Here is a 16,306-nt window from a genome sequence, read left to right as displayed (position 1 = left end):
GTTTACAGTTGGTTATTCTGGTTTATATATTGGTTTATTTTTCCGCGTTGGGTTGATTCTCTCCTACTGTACGTCCTCCTTTCTTCTCGAATTACTGATGTTGACAATACCATTGTTCACTTGGAATGTACAACCGTTCAATTGACAGAAACTGGTCAAGAAATTAGCTAGCGATTCTTTGCTATTTAAACTTCCTGTAAATGAACTGTTGAGCAAATCAGGATTATCACATATAATCGAAACATCGTAAAGGCTTTCGATTACTCTTAAGAGTTGAATGTTTTTGGTTTGGTTAAATTTGACAGACTGATTGGTCCATTCTACATTGGCGGTTAGATGTGGAATGAGTTTTCTTAACTCCTTATCCACACGGGCAGGCTGAGATTTTGTCAATTCGGGCTCCGAAAACTTAATCATCTGCTGCAGTTTTAAGTTAACCAATACTTCTTCTTTTGGTTGGAGGTATATTAAATTTCGGCTATCTGCCGTAACTGATCCGACAGATATTTTGCCCTCCATTAGTTTTATTAGTACATGATCGGTATCCTTGGGATCTACGCTAAATATTGTGCCTAAGGCAGTGGTCAGATATCCTCTGTAATTGACTTGAAAAGGTGCATTTTTGTTTTTGTGCACCTTGTAAATAACCCGACCTTGCACCTGACGTACATCGCGGTGGCCTGTGCCAGTATATTCGAATCCGATTTTTGCATGTGGATAAAGGATAACGGTCGTGCTATCAGGAAGCTGAGCATTGATTGTATAAGCATTTTTATTTTCATACCAGGTAACCTGTTCTTTTGTTGAGGTCGAGAAATTTTTCAAAAAGAGAACCGATAGTACGCAAATTAGCACGGCGGCACAGGAAGCCCAGGCCCACGGGCTTATGCTACGAATGAGCATAGGTTTTGGCGGATCTACAGCATAAATATGATCGAGCACTTTCCGATGAACCACACTTAAATCTGGTAACGGAATTTGTTGTAATGCTTGTCCTTCATCCTGATCCAGTATCTCAGTGATCCATAACTCTAGAATTGCAGTATCCATCTCAGCCATTTCGTCAAAAAATGACTCATAATACTGCGCATCCAAGCGGTTGTGGATATACGCCAACAATTGATCTTTAAAGGATTGCTCTTTCAAAATTTACTATAATTAGTTCAATACATTGCTGTATTTGTTACTCTATACGTTTGACAAAGAGAATCACACTATTACTTTTTTTATTTTTTTTATAGTTTGAATAAAAAGGCCGCAAAAAGACTGATTATATACTCATCTCGGTAGTTTTCTTGAATATATTTTTTGATATCTTTTAGTGCACTCACCAATTGATTACTCACAGTAGATACTGAGATGCCCAATAAATCGGCTATTTCTTTATAACTTTTGTCTTCAAATTTATTGAGGGTCAGAATCTCCTTTCGTTTGGGGCTCAGGGAGTCGATTGCATTGTTCAGCATCTGTTGTTTATCTTTGAAAAATAGTTTTTCTTCGGTATGATAGTACAGTTCTATCGCTGAAGCCCATATTTCCAATTGAAGAACCTTGTCTCTTTGCACTTTTCGAAAAAAGTCCATAGCCAAATTATCGGCAATATGATTGAGAAATGAGACAAATCCCTTATTAGGGTCAATCTTTTCACGTTGGAGCCATATTTTGGTAAATACTTCTTGTAAGATTTCTTCTGCAATAGTTTGATTTTTCACCAATTTGATCAATCTCACATAGATCTTTGGCGAATAATGGTAATAAATTTCATTAAACGAATTTAGGTCTCCATTTTTAAGTTTTTCCAGTGTAGCAGCTTCTTTAGGAGATTTCATTTGGCAAATTCTGATAATTGGTACGAACGACGAACTTAATATAGTGATAAATTTACTAAATCAAAATCATTGGTACCCCAAATAAAATTTTATATTTCATACAAATTGACCTCCCCACCGCAAAACATGACATTTTAAAAGGAAAGAATTCGGGCCATATCTTCCCTAGTTTCCTTAATTAAAAATTGGCTTATTCTTTCGTTAATAAAAGGGCAATATCCTGTTTTGCCAGCACATGGCCTTTATAGACAATATTACTCTTGAGATAAAGAAAACATTGATCGATACGATCGAGTTTGCCTATTAACACTTTTATAGACTTTATATCCAGTTCTCCCATTTCTGCAGGAGCGACTTTATTCGGATCTGAAATTAATTGTCCGTCTTTTTTAAATTCTTCGAGTTGCCAGGAGTAACCTGCCCAAGGCCCTGCGACCAATGTTGTCTGTTTGGCATCCATACTGATCTGTCCTTTATATTCCAAGCCCAGACTATCAACCCTAACCCTCTGGTCTTTCAAATCAATGACTAGATATTTCAAATAATCGCCGAAGTCTTTAGGCTCGAAATGGATACTATTGTCCTTGCGAATGATCTTGAGCTCCATCGCCCCTATTTTGTCTATTTTGGTAGATTGGGAGAACTCCATAAAAGCAGCATACTCCTCTTCGCTAATACCTAGATTTTTGTGATATGGTATAGGCTCTCCGGGTTTTAACTCCTTCATGGTTTTGAAAAACCAATCTTCATTGGCTTTCATGGCTTGTTTCATTTTCCCAACAATTGCAAGCTGTGCTGCATTCGGCCTGGGAATTCCCAACACCGCTGCGGTATAGTTGCCTTCAGGAAGTTGTCCATCAACGAACTGAATTGCCAATGCATCGCTGTCCACCCCGGATTGCTTTTGTGCAGAAACATTGAAGGAAAATATGAAGGCCGCTAACACCCCATAAAAACGAAGATATTGGTATAGAAATGTCATTTTCAGTGTATTTGAAAGATAAAATTACGATTTAATGCTGAAAATCCGCCATCTTCTTCGCCAACGGTCCGTCTTTCGTTACAAGACTAGACCAACCCGGACGTGCCCCTACGGTAAGTTTCGCGATCAATCTTTCGGATAAAAATATCTTAGCTAGTATTTCTTCCGCAAAAATCCCAAGTGACTTCAACAGGCCTCCAAGCGTCGAATGGGTCGAGATTCTCTCTAACAAATTCCGCAGAATTTAAAAAGGGGTGATTTTCTTCGATCTGCAATTCTGGCTCACTCGGAGTTGGTGTTACATTGTATAGCCACACATGGGCAATAATATTTTCGCCTTCTTTCCAAAGGTAAGCATAGCAGACCTTATCGTCATCTTCGATGAAAAATCCCTTTTCTATCTCTTTTTATTATGATAAAATAGAGTTTTTGAGTTGTTGGGCTCAATTCAAAAGGATATGCTAAATATTGAGTGATTTAGTATTTGAAAATTCGTTCTAATTCTTTGCTCAAGTCATCACCCCTAAGTCCTTTAGCAAGAATTACTCCATTTGGATCAATTAGAAAATTATCAGGGACAGCTTGAATAGAGAGCTGTTGAGCGACTGAATTTTTAAAAGATTTTAGATCTGATAACTGCGTCCATGTTAATCCGTCATTGCGAATAGCTTTTAGCCATTCTTCTTTATTTTCATCTAATGATATTCCTATAATCTCAAATCCTTTACCTCTGTATTTTTGATAGGCTTTAACCAAATTAGGATTTTCTCTTCGACAAGGCGCACACCAGGATGCCCAAAAGTCAACCAACACATATTTACCTCTAAATTGCGATAATTTAACGACTTTCGATATCGTATCTGTTTGTTCTAACTCAGGCATCATTTCACCAATTTCAAATATTTTACTAATTTTTATTTTTTGGAGAATTGATTCTCCAAGATATGTTTTCTGTAAATCATTCGAAATCTTTTTGAACATGTTATTTCTATCATTTAGTTGTTTATTTGTATTATCTGGGAAATTACTTATCAAATAAAGTCCATAATAATTATTCGGATGATTAGATATAAATGAATCGGAAAGTTCGCGAATTACTTCAATCAACTCATTGTTTGCCAGGTTACGGCCGAGTTGTTCTTTTTTTGCTTTAATTGCTGTTAACTTATTTTTGTTGAATAATCTCCCAATACTGTCTAAAGAGGAATTTTTAATATCAAATTTATTAGACATAGGAATTAAACCCTTCGCGCCATTAATCAGCCAGCCTTTATAGCCATTAAATTCAATCGTTTTTTCTGGTTCTATCCAGAATGAATAAATTACAAAATCACCGATATAATTTTTATTATAAATATTTTTAATAGATATGTTGAAAATTGTCGGCTCTGAGATTATAGCTGTATATTTAAAATTGCTTTTATCATCTAATGCTACCGTATCAGAGATCGTATTTCCTTGATTTTTATATTTAACAAAATAGATTGCGTGAGGAATAGTATCTATCACTCCCTTAATAACTGATTTATTGTTTGATTGACCTTTTGCAGAGCATAAGATTGAAAAGAAAATCGAAATTAAAATCAAAAATCTCATTGTAAATTTATTAGCAATAATGTTCCAATATTTCCCCAAGGGGTTATAACTGTATTGACAAGAGTACTTAAGCACCCTTGTCAATCGTTAAGGGAGCCTTTTTGGCTAGACGTCCCCTCTGGTTAAATGAAATTAAACTCCAGCTTCCTTATCGGTAAAAATCTGGACTCCTGCTTTCTTTTCAATTAATTGTAGTGGATATAGTTCAGGATTATATACCCCATGAAGAACTTCATTCAAAGCGTTTCTCTTGGATTTACCAAATGTAACAATCAGAATATTTTCAGCTTTATTGATGATAGGTTCAGTCAAAGTAATTCTGAACATTGCCTGTGGCTTTAGATAGTAGGCATCAACCCATTTTTCTTTTTCTTGTAAGATCTTTTCACCTGGAAACAGAGAGGCTGTGTGGCCATCATCACCCATTCCCAACAGGATGAAATCAAAAATACCGTCAGCTCCCAAAACATTTCTGATTTGAGCTTCGTATGCTTTAGCATAATTTTCAGGTTCAATTCCCTCTTTATACATGGGGAAAATCTGATTTTTATTGACCGGAACCTTATTCAAAAGTACTTCCAAAGTCATCTTAAAATTACTTTTCTCATCTTCAAGAGAAACCCATCTTTCATCTACCCAGAAAAAATGGATTTTGTTCCAAATTATTTTATCTGCATATTCGGGAGTAGCTAATAAACTAAAAATAGCTTTCGGTGAAGAGCCTCCACTCAACGCGACCACAAATTTATCATGCTTCTGGATCGCTTTTTTCGAAAGCTCAACAAATGTATCTGCTGCTTCTTTATATAAAGCATCTAGATTATTAAATATCGTAATATTCATTCTCTTTTCATTAGATTTTAAACCCACTGATGTCCCTGCCGCTCGACCAGTGCATCACTGTCATCAGGTCCCCAGTTTCCTGAAGCATAATTTGGGAACGATGGGTCTTTGGTTTTTTCCCAGGTTTCCTGAATCGTTTTTATCACATCCCAAGCTTCTTCTACCTGATCAGAGCGCATAAACAGTGTAAGGTCTCCCACAAGTGCTTCCAATAAAAGAGTTTCATAAGCTTCGGGCGTATCGGTCTGACAGGCAAAATTATCGAAAATCATTTCCACTGGTTTAAGCGCTAAAGACAAGCCTGGCTTTTTAGACATAAACTGCAATCTGATGTCCATTTGTGGCTGGATATTAATAACCAATCGGTTTGCCGACAGAAGCGAGCTGCTTTCTGAAAACGTAGAATTTGGAAGTGGCTTAAACTGAATCGTTATATAAGAATGCTTTTCTTTCATCTTCTTACCGGTACGAACATAAAAAGGAACATCCTCCCATCTTTCATTATCCAGATAAAACTTGATAGCGACAAATGTTTCCGTATTGGAATCATGAGCAATTCCCTCTTCCTGACGATAGCCATTTACTTTTACCCCATTTACTTTGCCTCGTCCGTACTGTCCTCTTACCGCATAATGATCTACTTTTTCGGGAGAAATCCTACGGATGGATTTTAAAACATCAACTTTACGATCCCTGATCTCACCCGATTCAAGTGAAGCCGGCGGTTCCATAGCAACCATACAAAGAATTTGCAAAAGATGGTTCTGAATCATATCGCGCAAAGCTCCTGTCTGCTCATAAAAACTGGCTCTTGTTTCCACACCTACTTCTTCGGCAACCGTAATCTGTACCGATTCTATATGTCTGTGATTCCAAAGAGGTTCAAAAATTGAATTTCCGAACCTGAAAGCCAAAATATTCTGGACGGTTTCTTTACCTAAATAATGATCGATACGATAAATCTGTTCTTCCTGGAAAGTTTGTGAAAGAAGATTATTTAGCTCAATGGCAGATTCTTTATTGTGACCAAAAGGTTTTTCGATAATAATTCGATCTGTTGCAGGATCAGATGCTATTGACGTATTTTTAAGATGATTTGAAATTACAGATACAAAGTTTGGTGCAATGGACAAATAGAAAAGTCTGTTGCCTCTCATTGCGTACACCTTATCAAAATTTTCCAGTTTCTGATATAAATCCTGATAAGAGCTTTCTTCATCAAGCTGATGCTGAAAATAGCTGATGTGAGCCTGAAAACCAGCCCAGTCTTCCTTGATTACAGCCTTCCGGGAAAAACTCTCCAGATTTTCTTTAATATAAGCCCTGAATTTTTCATCCGTATTTTCGGCTCTTCCTAAAGCTAAAATATTAAACCCCTTTGGCATTCTGCCATCGATATATAAATTATAGAAGGCAGGAAAAAGCTTTCTTTTTGCCAAATCCCCTGTTGCACCAAAAATAACGATCGTTGTTGGATGCAGGATTGTATTGTCACTCATTGTTAGATTCAGTTATTTGGGTTTTGCCATGAGGTATGAAAGACTCCTTCTCTGTCAGTTCTTTGGTAAGTGTGTGCACCAAAATAATCACGCTGCGCCTGAAGCAGGTTTACAGGTAAAGATGCTGTGGTATAAGCTTCGAAATACCCTAGAGCCGACTGAATTCCTAAGCTTGGAATTCCGTTGGATACAGCAAAAGCAGCTGTTTTTCTTAATGAAGAAATTTTATCTTTTACAATTTCTGAAATTTCCTGATCCAATAAAATATTAGATAAGTTCTCGTATTTTGAATAAGCCAGATAAAATTTCTCCAATAAAACCGAACGGATGATACATCCACCCCTCCAGATTTTAACAACATCTTTTAACGGAATTTCAAACTGATATTCTTCAGAAGCTTTTACCAATAATGCCAAACCTTGCGCATAACTGATTAAAGTAGACAAATACAAAGCTTCCCCCACCTCTTTGATGAACAATTCTGTATTTTCAGGAGTTTTTACTTCTCCTTTGGCATATAATTGAGAAGCTTTCACGCGCTCATCTTTGTAAGCGGATAAAATTCTTGATGTTACTGCAATATCGATGGTTGGAATAGACACCCCGACTTCCATAGCCTCCTGGGAGGTCCATTTTCCGGTTCCTTTTGCTCCTGCTTTATCCAAAATCTTGTCGACAAGAAAATCGTCTGTTACATCATCTTTTTGCTGAAAAATATCTCTTGTTATTTCAATAAGGAAAGAATTCATCTCGCCTTCATTCCATCTTTTGAAAACTTCATACAATTGGTTATTGTTAAGATTAGCTCCTTTTCTCAGTAAATCGTATGCTTCACTGATTAATTGCATGATGGCATATTCAATACCGTTGTGAACCATTTTAACGTAATTCCCTGCAGCTCCTTTTCCCATATAAGCGGTGCAGGGCTCCCCTTTTACTTTTGCTGAAATAACTTCCAGCATAGGCTTCACCAAATTGAAAACTTCCAAATCTCCACCCGGCATAATACTCGGCCCTCTTCTTGCCCCCTGCTCTCCTCCAGAAACTCCCATTCCCATAAAATGAAGGTTTTTAGAAGCTAAATCAGCTATACGTCTCTCGGTATCTTTGAAATAAGAATTTCCCGCATCAACGACAATATCTTTTGGACTCAGAAGCGGTGTTATGCTTTCAAGAACAGCATCAACCGGTTTACCTGCAGGAACCATCAAAATAACTTTTCGCGGACTGTCTAAACTCAACACAAATTCATCTAGAGAAACAGTTCCAACAACCTTTGTACCTGAAGCCACTCCTTTACGAAGTTCGATTACCTTTTCTTCATCTAAATCGAATCCTACGACAGAAAAACCATTATCGGCAATATTGTAAAGCAGATTTCTTCCCATTACACCCAGACCAATGACCCCGTAATTATACTTTTCCATTCTTACTTAAAGTTTAGTTTATGCATCAAATTTACTGAAATGCATGCCAGCAAAAAAATTATCTAAAATTTTCTTTCAATTCTGACTTAGTTATCATCAACTGGAAAATATCATTAGTTATTTGGTTACGAGCTTCCAATATAAAAGAAGAGTGCCTTAAACAAGGCTAGTCAATACAAGACTTAACATATCCGAATTCAAAATTATTTTAGTACCAGCATACGCTAACTTAACCAAACAGTTATCCATATCCTTCTTCTGCAAGATTCGGCAAAATATAAAAACCCGCGCATCTTCGACAAGCTAATTAAAACAGCCGCCCTTATTGACCGTCAAGGGAGGCTATGTTAGCTAGATGTCGCTTTGGCTAAGTGTAATAATGCTTAGCGAATACGGATTTCATTTAGTTTTTTAAGATTCTTATCCGTCCGCGACACTAATGTCACCATAAATAAATCTTCTAAGTCACCAATAAACTTAATGGGAGAAATAGAAATTAACATAATATTGCTTTCATCGACAAGAACTTCATTTGGATCGTGCTGTACAAAGTGATCTTCAATCCGGAATATGACATGTTCAGATTTTAGATTTGTATATTTTTTTTAATATCCGACAAGCTCATTAAAATAGGATGGTATCCAGGCTTTAATTCAATGATCATTACCTGCCTTGTCTTGTCAACATCTATTGATTGAACCTCTTCAGGTTTTAATGATCGCATAGCATCGCCCAAGTAGGTTCTACCTTGCATCTCTATCTTAGGCAAAGGTCTTTCATCAAGATCTTTGTAAACAACCTTAGGCAAAGTATCCGTTTTACTATATAAAGGCTTCAATTGCTGTCCATGGGTTAAACTTAAGCCGAAAAATGACAAAAGAGCGCATAAAAGTATTTTTTTCATTTTTACCAGTATAATTTCTTTTAATATATCGTTGGTTATGAGGTTATTTATTAAACAGCATCGCATCGTTCATTTATAGCTATTCTGTTTCCTCGTATATTTGATTGAATCTATTTTTCTCTTTAATAAAAAACATCGGCCTCAATATTTCTCCAAACGTAAATTAACAAATATATTTAGTATATTAGATTGTTGAACCAATTAATTTATAGTATGCGCTATTACCTTATTTTAATTTCCGCCCTATTGCTAACAGGTTGTAAGAAAGAGATCGATCCTACCCAAGGTAAGGAGGTATTGAAAGCGGGGTTTGTATATGTAAATCCAGAAGGCAAACAGCTAAAAGACCCTACTATTATTGTTCCTCCCAAGCTCTCTGCTATGCCTGCCAACATAGCTTATATCCCTTATGAAGGAGCAGCTTTCAAAAGTGATATAAAAGTAGTAAGAAATAAAATAGAACAGGATTACTCGGGAACTCCTGTTGTAAAATGGGTATTATATGATTTGGATAATAAGAGGGTTGTAAGAATCGGAGTCGGATATTAAGCTCGATATTGCAAGTGTGGGTAAATACCGACTAACGCAATATATTTTCAAAAATGAAATAGAAAGTGAAACACTGAATATGGCATTGGATTCGGCGTCCAAGATCGTGGAGATTTCAACCATAAAATCCATTGACTCAATTGTGATTGATAAGCTCTCATCGCATAGTCCATATCTGACTTCTTCTTTTAAAGAAGACGAAGTCTTTGATGCCGTTGTATCGTTATACAACTCTTTGGAAGACGCTGAGAATAGCAAAAAACCAATCGCAGAAACAGAGGTAAATAAAGCGTTGAAATTGGGCGCATCTCAAATAGCATTCGCCATTACCGATCCTATTTTTATCCCAACATTTGATTTTCCAGAAAAGGATGATTTTTACCTACAATTAACCTACATGCAGCATGGAAAAAAATTCAGGATACTCGATAATCGCTTTGGCTCAATTTTCAAGTATTATAAAACAGGCTATCTGACAGCGGATAAATCCGCCCTTCAGGAAGAAAGAAAATTAAAATTTGGGGATATGACACTTACAATTAGCTCTTCATTTACTTTTCAACGATAACTAGGCGTTAAAACGATCACTGAGTGTTAATTAGTGCAAATTAATTATCCACTCCTTTTTTATTAGCCTTGCGCCCCGGCATTTAACAACACATTGACGTAAGGGATAACCTCAAAAGAAGGGATCACCTATAGCCATTAAATTATTGAACTCTTTCTGTTCAAGCTTTATTTGGGCTTTTGTAAAAATCACTGCTGCCAAAAGGATAAGACTTGAAAAGTATTTCATCATTATTCGTCCAATTCGTTTCACGAAAATGTTACATCTTCTGCGCCAAAGGCCCATCTTTAGTGACCAGACTAGACCAACCGGGAAAAGACCCTACGGTTAGCTTTGCGATCAATCTGGACGCTAGAAATATATTGGCCACCGTTTCTTTCCCAAAATCCCAGGTCACCACAACAGGTTAAATCGCATCAAATGGTTGAAGGTTTTCTTTGACAAACTCCGCAGGATTTAAAAACGGTAGATTCTCCTTTTTATGCCATTCAGATTCTCTCGGAGTAGGAACGCTATTGTATAACCAAATATCTCCAACTATTCTTTCCTCATTCAATAAGTATGCATAACAAACCTTATCGTCATCTTCGATAAGTACGGCGAATTCTGGACGATCGTTTGATACATATTTTGTTAAACTTCCCATAAAATAGCTAATTTAAAACAACGAAGTCTGTGCCGTATCACTCCGCAATGATGGCAATCCTTCCCTATCGAAAGCTTCATAACCGTGACTTGTTCAAAGAGATTGTTCAGCATAGCGCTAAGATAACGTTTATATCAGAAAAAAGGCTGGATGGATCCAGCCCTAATATATAGTTATGATCCCAATAATGGGATAGTCAGTTTTTAAAAAAATAAAAAACCTTGAGGAGGGGGATCTCAAGGTTTTTACTACCTGTTATTAACCTAATTTATGAAAGTATTGGTATAACAATGGTTGATTCGATTTCGTTTGATCTTTTTATAAAAAAGTTGAGTTCGTCTCTTCGGCCTTACAAATATTTTCATTTAAATGAGAGCCTATTCAAAATGGTATTGATTAAGAAACCAACTTAACCTATAAAAAGAAAAAAGGCCGCTTAGACAGTATCCAAGTGGCCGTAAAACCATATATGGTTATATTCTCTATTTTCCTTTAGACTTCTCTGCCTCGATCTGCTTTACAAACTCTACAGTGACGTTCGCTAATTCGGCTATCTCCGATATCGAAAACTTATTCGAAGACAAAAGGTTTTTTATTGCTTTTTCGCGCCCTCGTTTCAGGAGCTCCTCCTGACTACTTCGGATGCTCTCCGCATCCCATTTATTCCTTAAACTTGCGTTGTACATCTCTCGTTCCTCCAATTTTAGTTTGCTATACTCTGCTAACTGAAATAAATTCTCAAAAATAGGCTTACGCAAATAAATGGAAAGTCCATTTAGCGAAGACATATTTTTGAGTACATACAGCCAACGATGTAAATCATTAACTAACTCTGCCTAAGCTTTAACAAAGTTAACCAATTTATCATTAATTTATTTCTCTATTTAGGAACGATAGAGCCCTTCGGGATTCTATATAGATAAAGCATAGATCGTCGTAAAAAGTATCATCTAAAATCAATGGCACATTTTTTAAGGATAAATTATTATTTTCGTTAATGCATATTTGACCAAATGATGAAAAGCCTAGCGAAAAAGCTTCCATTACTAACCGTAAGCCTTGTTGAATTGAGAAAATGTTATCAGGTACTCATTATTAACCTATTCATTTTGTTAGCCGTATTGCTTTCCAATAATGCCTCTGCTCAAGTTGATTTAAACAATCTCAGAAATAATTGGATACAGATTGATGTGACGAGATTAGATGGTAGTAAAATACTAGCTGTACCGCATTTAAAGGATGTATTCCAAAGTCTAAAGATAGAAAAGTGCTTTGACCTTTCAAAAATAAATGTTGACGCATTATACAACATGGTAGCCATTTATAACGAAACGGGGCAGACCGAAAAAGCCATCGAGATCTTAAATCAATTAATTGAATTGGGGCAAGTCCGAGCACAGGAGTTTTTGAGAGAAAACATAGCTAATTCATCTTTAGAAAGTCATTCAGTCGAACAGAGGCCTATAAAATAGCTTTAACAGGATATTTAGATAATTTTAGAATGAACTTTACCAGTTTTAATAACTACCACAAACTTAACGTGGTTTTTGAGTTTTCGATCTTATGACACCGATTATGTTACACAGTCTAAGATGGTCTTATATTTTTAAGCATTGGATAGGTACCTTATTATTGGGTACTACACTTGTGACTATATCCCCAGGATTTAACCCATTAAATTTTTCCGGTATTGGTCAAACGATCCTCTTTTCGCTACTTTGGCTTTGCTATAGCACAATATATTCTATTCCTACGTTGATATGTTGTACACTGGCATTCTATTGGTTCAAGAGCAATACACTCAATGTCAATTGGATCAAAATGACTTTAATACTGATTACATTGGCTGGAATTGCAATGACAATGGCACTAACAATGGGATCAATGGAGTGGGCCATATATTATTCGATCGCTGCAATAATTACTGGGATCTTATTTAAGATTGAGAAGGTATGATTAATTCGCTTACTACAATGTTAACCGGCTTTGGACTTCGATCTAACCCAAAGGTAGTAAGATCAGTTGGAATTACATCTGTTCATTTCCTTTGAAATATTGTTCAAAAGTTGACAAAGGGTTGTTAAAAAGTGATAATTCCCTTTGGAATTTTAACGATACTTAATGACAATTGGGTCAATAAATTATAATTTCACCTATAAACTAACACATATATAAGACATTTGTCATACATTTGTGTCAAATGAATAGAGAAAAGCTAATTTATAGTGCTGTAAAAGTTTTAAATGAGGACTTTCACGCTCCTTTAGAGCGAGTAGCCGAGGTTGCACAAATCAGTAAGCGAACTTTGTATCGATATTTTAAGGATAGAGATTCACTTATAACTGCCTGCTATGTCGATATGCTTGAAACCTGGTATATCGCCATGGTTACTGCATTTAAAAGCGATACTGATCCGGTCAAACAACTGGAAGCAATGCTATACGCAGCTATCGACAGCGGTGTAAAATATATTTTCCTACACGCCCTTGAGGAGAGGCAGGTTGATGTGGCAGCTATGGACAAAGAAAAAGTTATTGCCTATGAACAAGCTAAAGAAAAGTGGTTTGCTATAGTTCCCCAGCTGCAGGCGAAACATATTATAGACAATCGCTTGTCCTCAGCCTGGATCAGACATCTCTTTGCCAGTGTGGCAAGAGCAAGTGTGAAGGCTTTAAATTCTGGTGACGTCGCTCCGAATGATCTTAAAAAATTTGCCTGGCTATCATTTAGCCGCAGTATAGGAATTGTGGAGTCTTAAATATATAATCAACTATGATACAATCTTTTTTGCTAATAGGGCAATCAAATATGGCCGGCCGCGGAATTCCGGATTCAGTGCCGCCTATCATCAACGAATCAATAAAGATGCTTCGCAATGGACGCTGGCAGATAATGGCCGAACCGATACACAATGACAGGCCTATGGCTGGTGTGGGGCTCGCATCATCATTTGCGGCCTCTTGGCATGCGGATCACTTTGGCGAGGAGATCGGCCTTATCCCCTGTGCTGATGGCGGTACCAGCTTAAATGACTGGCAGGTTGGTGGCGCACTCTTTGACCACGCTATTTTTCAGGCTAAACTTGCTCAACGTAGCAGCCAGTTGACAGGAATATTGTGGCATCAGGGGGAAAATGATTCTTCCGCCGAACTGGCCGCAAAATACGGTGAAAAGTTTGAGAGTATAGTCAATGAGCTACGGAAGCAATTAGGGGCTCCTGAAGTTCCCCTGATTATCGGCGCGATAGGCGATTTTTTGCCTTATGGTTTATTTGGAGCGTATTTCAATGATTACCATTTGGTCAATAGCGCCTTACAAAAATATGCAGCATCGCACAACAATTGTAACTTCGTTTCGGCAAAAGGGTTAACTGCAAACGAAGACCAAATTCATTTCAACGCGCCGTCGCTTAGAAAATTCGGACTACGATACTATCAGGCATTTTTAAATGCAGCAGATGTGACCGAAGCTTTACCTAATGAAGATGAACTACTAGGGAAAATTTATGGACGTGAACTGTCCTCCAACGAAAAGAAGTTTATTTTAGATGTCAACTTTGCATCCGGGAAAATCTCGTTAAGTGAATTCCAGCATCAACTGAAATTGATCGATAAATAATTCAAGATTCATGTTAATCCAAATGGCATAGAAAATAAAGTAAGAATATAAAAACCTTAACAATCAGTTATGGGTGGTATCAACCTTATTCAGCTACGCACTTGGCATTACGGATTACAAACTATCGTTCAATCACCTGTGTCATCTACAGGACTAAAAATACAAATAAATACGCACAGTTTAATCGCATTGACCTATAATCCTTTTTTACCCGCTAACCAATAGCCATGTAAAAAAACATTGCCATTGGTTTTTGCTTTAATGATTTTTCTAAACTGCTGAGCCGATTTTACGTTACCCGTCAACACGAAGTTGGCCTCTTCCCAGTCCGGCGTATTGATCATTGGTAGCTTGCCTGCCCAGTCCTCCATACTGACCAAAAAGTTTTTGGAGAATATCAGGCAATTTTCCAAGCCTAATAATTCTGGAACGTTTTTATTCTCTTCATCCAATTCAAAAAGGAACACAAATTGATGCTTATTCTTCTTTAACATAGGAAGGAAAGAACAAGCTAGTGCTAATGAAGTCTCATCGCCAAAGATGACAAATCTTTGCACCGTTTTATCATAATATCTGCTTAACCCTCTTGGCTTATACATCACGATGTTGTCGCCCACTTTTAAATCTGCCATATAACGACTTCCGCAACCTTTACCATTCAAATAAACAATAAATTCAAACAAGCCCTTTTCAGTATCTGCATAAGAAACGGTATATCTCCGCGCTTCTGTAGCATTAATTCTAAAGTCGATGAACGAACCTACAGCGAATTGTACATTTTTTAAATCCCCATTAAAGCAAATCTTCTTGACAGATTTTGATAAAGAGACCGTTTCGACAACTTCTGTCAACGGTAGCTTGGGCGTTAAGAATTCTAAGGTATCAAATAACCATTTTGGTGCACTTGGCATAATATTATATTTTGTTCGAAGCAAAGTACAATAGAATCAATCTTATAATATAGAACGGAAAAGAGTAGATATTGGATTAATCGTGGTTTTTGCTACGAAATGTCAAAGCGGTAATTCCTGCAACTTTCACAAACAGTCGCGAAAAATAGGGATAGTCATCGTAACCTAATTCAGCTGCAATCTCTTTTACAGATTTATCGGAATGATATAGCAGGCGCTTTGCCTCTAAAATAATACGTTGTTGTATATGATGTGAAACAGAAAAACCCGTTACGTTCTTTACGCATTCATTTAGATAAGCAACGGAGATGTTTAATACTTCGGCATAGTCCGCGGGGCGTTTCATATGCACAAAATTTTGCTCGAGCAATTCTGAAAATGCCTTCTGAATTATTTCAAAACGCGACAATTTATCTGCTGGTTTTGACTGCTTGAGGAACTGCGACATAAATAGGGCAACCAATGTATTGCAACTGTCTTTCAGCTGCAAATGATATAACTTGTCTTCTTTTCTGTCATACAGGTTTCTACATAAAAGAAAACACGCTTGGATAATCGCTAAATCTGTGCGTGAGCATAACGATAATGGCTCGATGGGTGTATTGCGCTGCAATAATTTTAGGTAATCCGCATTTAAGTTTTCATTGGATATTGTTAGAATATCTCCACTTATATTTTCGACTTTCAAAGCTCTGTGAACTTGATTTGGCGATTGATATAGTATAGTTGGCTTATCTATCAAATATTTTTTAAAGTCTATTTCGGTATGCGAGATACCACTTTCCTGCAATACGAAAAGGTGATAATCGTGTCGATGTGCATGATTAAACTCCTTACTCCCAGTAATTTCTGATGCTATACTAACTACAGCTATTCCATTACCAAAATCGCTGTCCCAACTTCTGACAGGAATAGATGCCTTGTGTTTTTGCAT

General features: G+C 36.8%; 17 protein-coding genes and 1 pseudogene. 5 read left to right on the top strand and 13 right to left on the bottom strand.

Annotation, left to right across the window (positions count from 1 at the left end):
- Nucleotides 1–63: 63 nt before the first annotated feature.
- The 9 genes from CBM24_RS10840 to CBM24_RS10800 form a co-directional block, all read right to left on the bottom strand.
- A complete protein-coding gene (locus CBM24_RS10840) occupies nt 64–1,146 on the bottom strand; it encodes a FecR family protein (protein WP_088161227.1) in 1,083 nt (360 codons plus the stop codon).
- A gap of 89 nt (nt 1,147–1,235) precedes the next feature.
- Nucleotides 1,236–1,829: an RNA polymerase sigma factor gene (locus CBM24_RS10835; protein ID WP_088161226.1), complete on the bottom strand. Its 594-nt coding sequence runs from the start codon at nt 1,827–1,829 to the stop codon at nt 1,236–1,238.
- A gap of 190 nt (nt 1,830–2,019) precedes the next feature.
- Entirely contained in the window at nt 2,020–2,811 is a 792-nt protein-coding gene (locus CBM24_RS10830; protein ID WP_088161225.1) for a hypothetical protein, read from the bottom strand.
- A gap of 31 nt (nt 2,812–2,842) precedes the next feature.
- Nucleotides 2,843–3,043 (bottom strand): hypothetical protein, encoded by a 201-nt coding sequence (locus CBM24_RS10825; protein ID WP_088161224.1) that lies wholly within the window; start codon nt 3,041–3,043, stop codon nt 2,843–2,845.
- 245 nt (nt 3,044–3,288) lie between these two features.
- On the bottom strand, nt 3,289–4,407 hold the full coding sequence (locus CBM24_RS10820) for a TlpA family protein disulfide reductase (RefSeq protein WP_088161223.1): 1,119 nt from the start codon (nt 4,405–4,407) through the stop codon (nt 3,289–3,291).
- Nucleotides 4,408–4,539: 132 nt separating this feature from the next.
- Nucleotides 4,540–5,250 carry a 6-phosphogluconolactonase gene (gene pgl, locus CBM24_RS10815; RefSeq protein ID WP_088161222.1) on the bottom strand — a complete coding sequence of 237 codons (711 nt, stop codon included), beginning with the start codon at nt 5,248–5,250 and terminating at the stop codon, nt 4,540–4,542.
- 17 nt (nt 5,251–5,267) lie between these two features.
- Nucleotides 5,268–6,749, bottom strand: a complete 1,482-nt coding sequence (gene zwf / locus CBM24_RS10810) for a glucose-6-phosphate dehydrogenase (protein WP_088161221.1) — start codon at nt 6,747–6,749, stop codon at nt 5,268–5,270.
- Between the two features lie 8 nt (nt 6,750–6,757).
- Nucleotides 6,758–8,176 carry an NADP-dependent phosphogluconate dehydrogenase gene (gene gndA / locus CBM24_RS10805; RefSeq protein WP_088161220.1) on the bottom strand — a complete coding sequence of 473 codons (1,419 nt, stop codon included), beginning with the start codon at nt 8,174–8,176 and terminating at the stop codon, nt 6,758–6,760.
- Nucleotides 8,177–8,762: 586 nt separating this feature from the next.
- Nucleotides 8,763–9,080 (bottom strand): hypothetical protein, encoded by a 318-nt coding sequence (locus CBM24_RS10800; RefSeq protein ID WP_075992175.1) that lies wholly within the window; start codon nt 9,078–9,080, stop codon nt 8,763–8,765.
- 192 nt (nt 9,081–9,272) lie between these two features.
- Between CBM24_RS10800 and CBM24_RS10795 the strand changes: the two genes are divergently transcribed.
- Entirely contained in the window at nt 9,273–9,629 is a 357-nt protein-coding gene (locus CBM24_RS10795) for a hypothetical protein (protein ID WP_157698426.1), read from the top strand.
- Nucleotides 9,630–9,645: 16 nt separating this feature from the next.
- A complete protein-coding gene (locus CBM24_RS10790) occupies nt 9,646–10,197 on the top strand; it encodes a hypothetical protein (protein WP_088161218.1) in 552 nt (183 codons plus the stop codon).
- Nucleotides 10,198–10,603: 406 nt separating this feature from the next.
- On the opposite strand, the gene CBM24_RS10785 is transcribed toward CBM24_RS10790, so the two are convergent.
- Both CBM24_RS10785 and CBM24_RS10780 read right to left on the bottom strand, forming a co-directional pair.
- A complete protein-coding gene (locus CBM24_RS10785; protein WP_088161217.1) occupies nt 10,604–10,843 on the bottom strand; it encodes a hypothetical protein in 240 nt (79 codons plus the stop codon).
- Nucleotides 10,844–11,325: 482 nt separating this feature from the next.
- A pseudogene (locus tag CBM24_RS10780) lies at nt 11,326–11,658 on the bottom strand (PD-(D/E)XK nuclease family transposase); the annotation flags it as partial.
- 198 nt (nt 11,659–11,856) lie between these two features.
- Here CBM24_RS10780 and CBM24_RS10775 point away from each other — a divergent pair.
- The 3 genes from CBM24_RS10775 (at nt 11,857) to CBM24_RS10760 (ending at nt 14,461) form a co-directional block, all read left to right on the top strand.
- The gene (locus tag CBM24_RS10775; protein WP_088161215.1) at nt 11,857–12,315 is read left to right on the top strand and encodes a tetratricopeptide repeat protein; all 459 of its coding nucleotides are present in this window, start codon (nt 11,857–11,859) and stop codon (nt 12,313–12,315) included.
- Between the two features lie 728 nt (nt 12,316–13,043).
- Nucleotides 13,044–13,601: a TetR/AcrR family transcriptional regulator gene (locus CBM24_RS10765; protein ID WP_088161213.1), complete on the top strand. Its 558-nt coding sequence runs from the start codon at nt 13,044–13,046 to the stop codon at nt 13,599–13,601.
- A 14-nt stretch (nt 13,602–13,615) separates the two neighbouring features.
- Complete coding sequence (locus tag CBM24_RS10760) at nt 13,616–14,461, top strand: sialate O-acetylesterase (RefSeq protein WP_088161212.1); 846 nt, start codon at nt 13,616–13,618, stop codon at nt 14,459–14,461.
- 194 nt (nt 14,462–14,655) lie between these two features.
- Here the strand turns inward: CBM24_RS10760 and CBM24_RS10755 are convergent, their stop codons facing one another.
- Nucleotides 14,656–15,372: an FAD-binding oxidoreductase gene (locus tag CBM24_RS10755; protein WP_088161211.1), complete on the bottom strand. Its 717-nt coding sequence runs from the start codon at nt 15,370–15,372 to the stop codon at nt 14,656–14,658.
- A gap of 76 nt (nt 15,373–15,448) precedes the next feature.
- A complete protein-coding gene (locus CBM24_RS10750) occupies nt 15,449–16,306 on the bottom strand; it encodes a helix-turn-helix transcriptional regulator (protein ID WP_088161210.1) in 858 nt (285 codons plus the stop codon).

This window comes from Sphingobacterium sp. G1-14 (assembly GCF_002196555.1).
Lineage (GTDB): Bacteria > Bacteroidota > Bacteroidia > Sphingobacteriales > Sphingobacteriaceae > Sphingobacterium > Sphingobacterium siyangense.
This window is presented reverse-complemented; position numbering and strand designations above follow the sequence as displayed.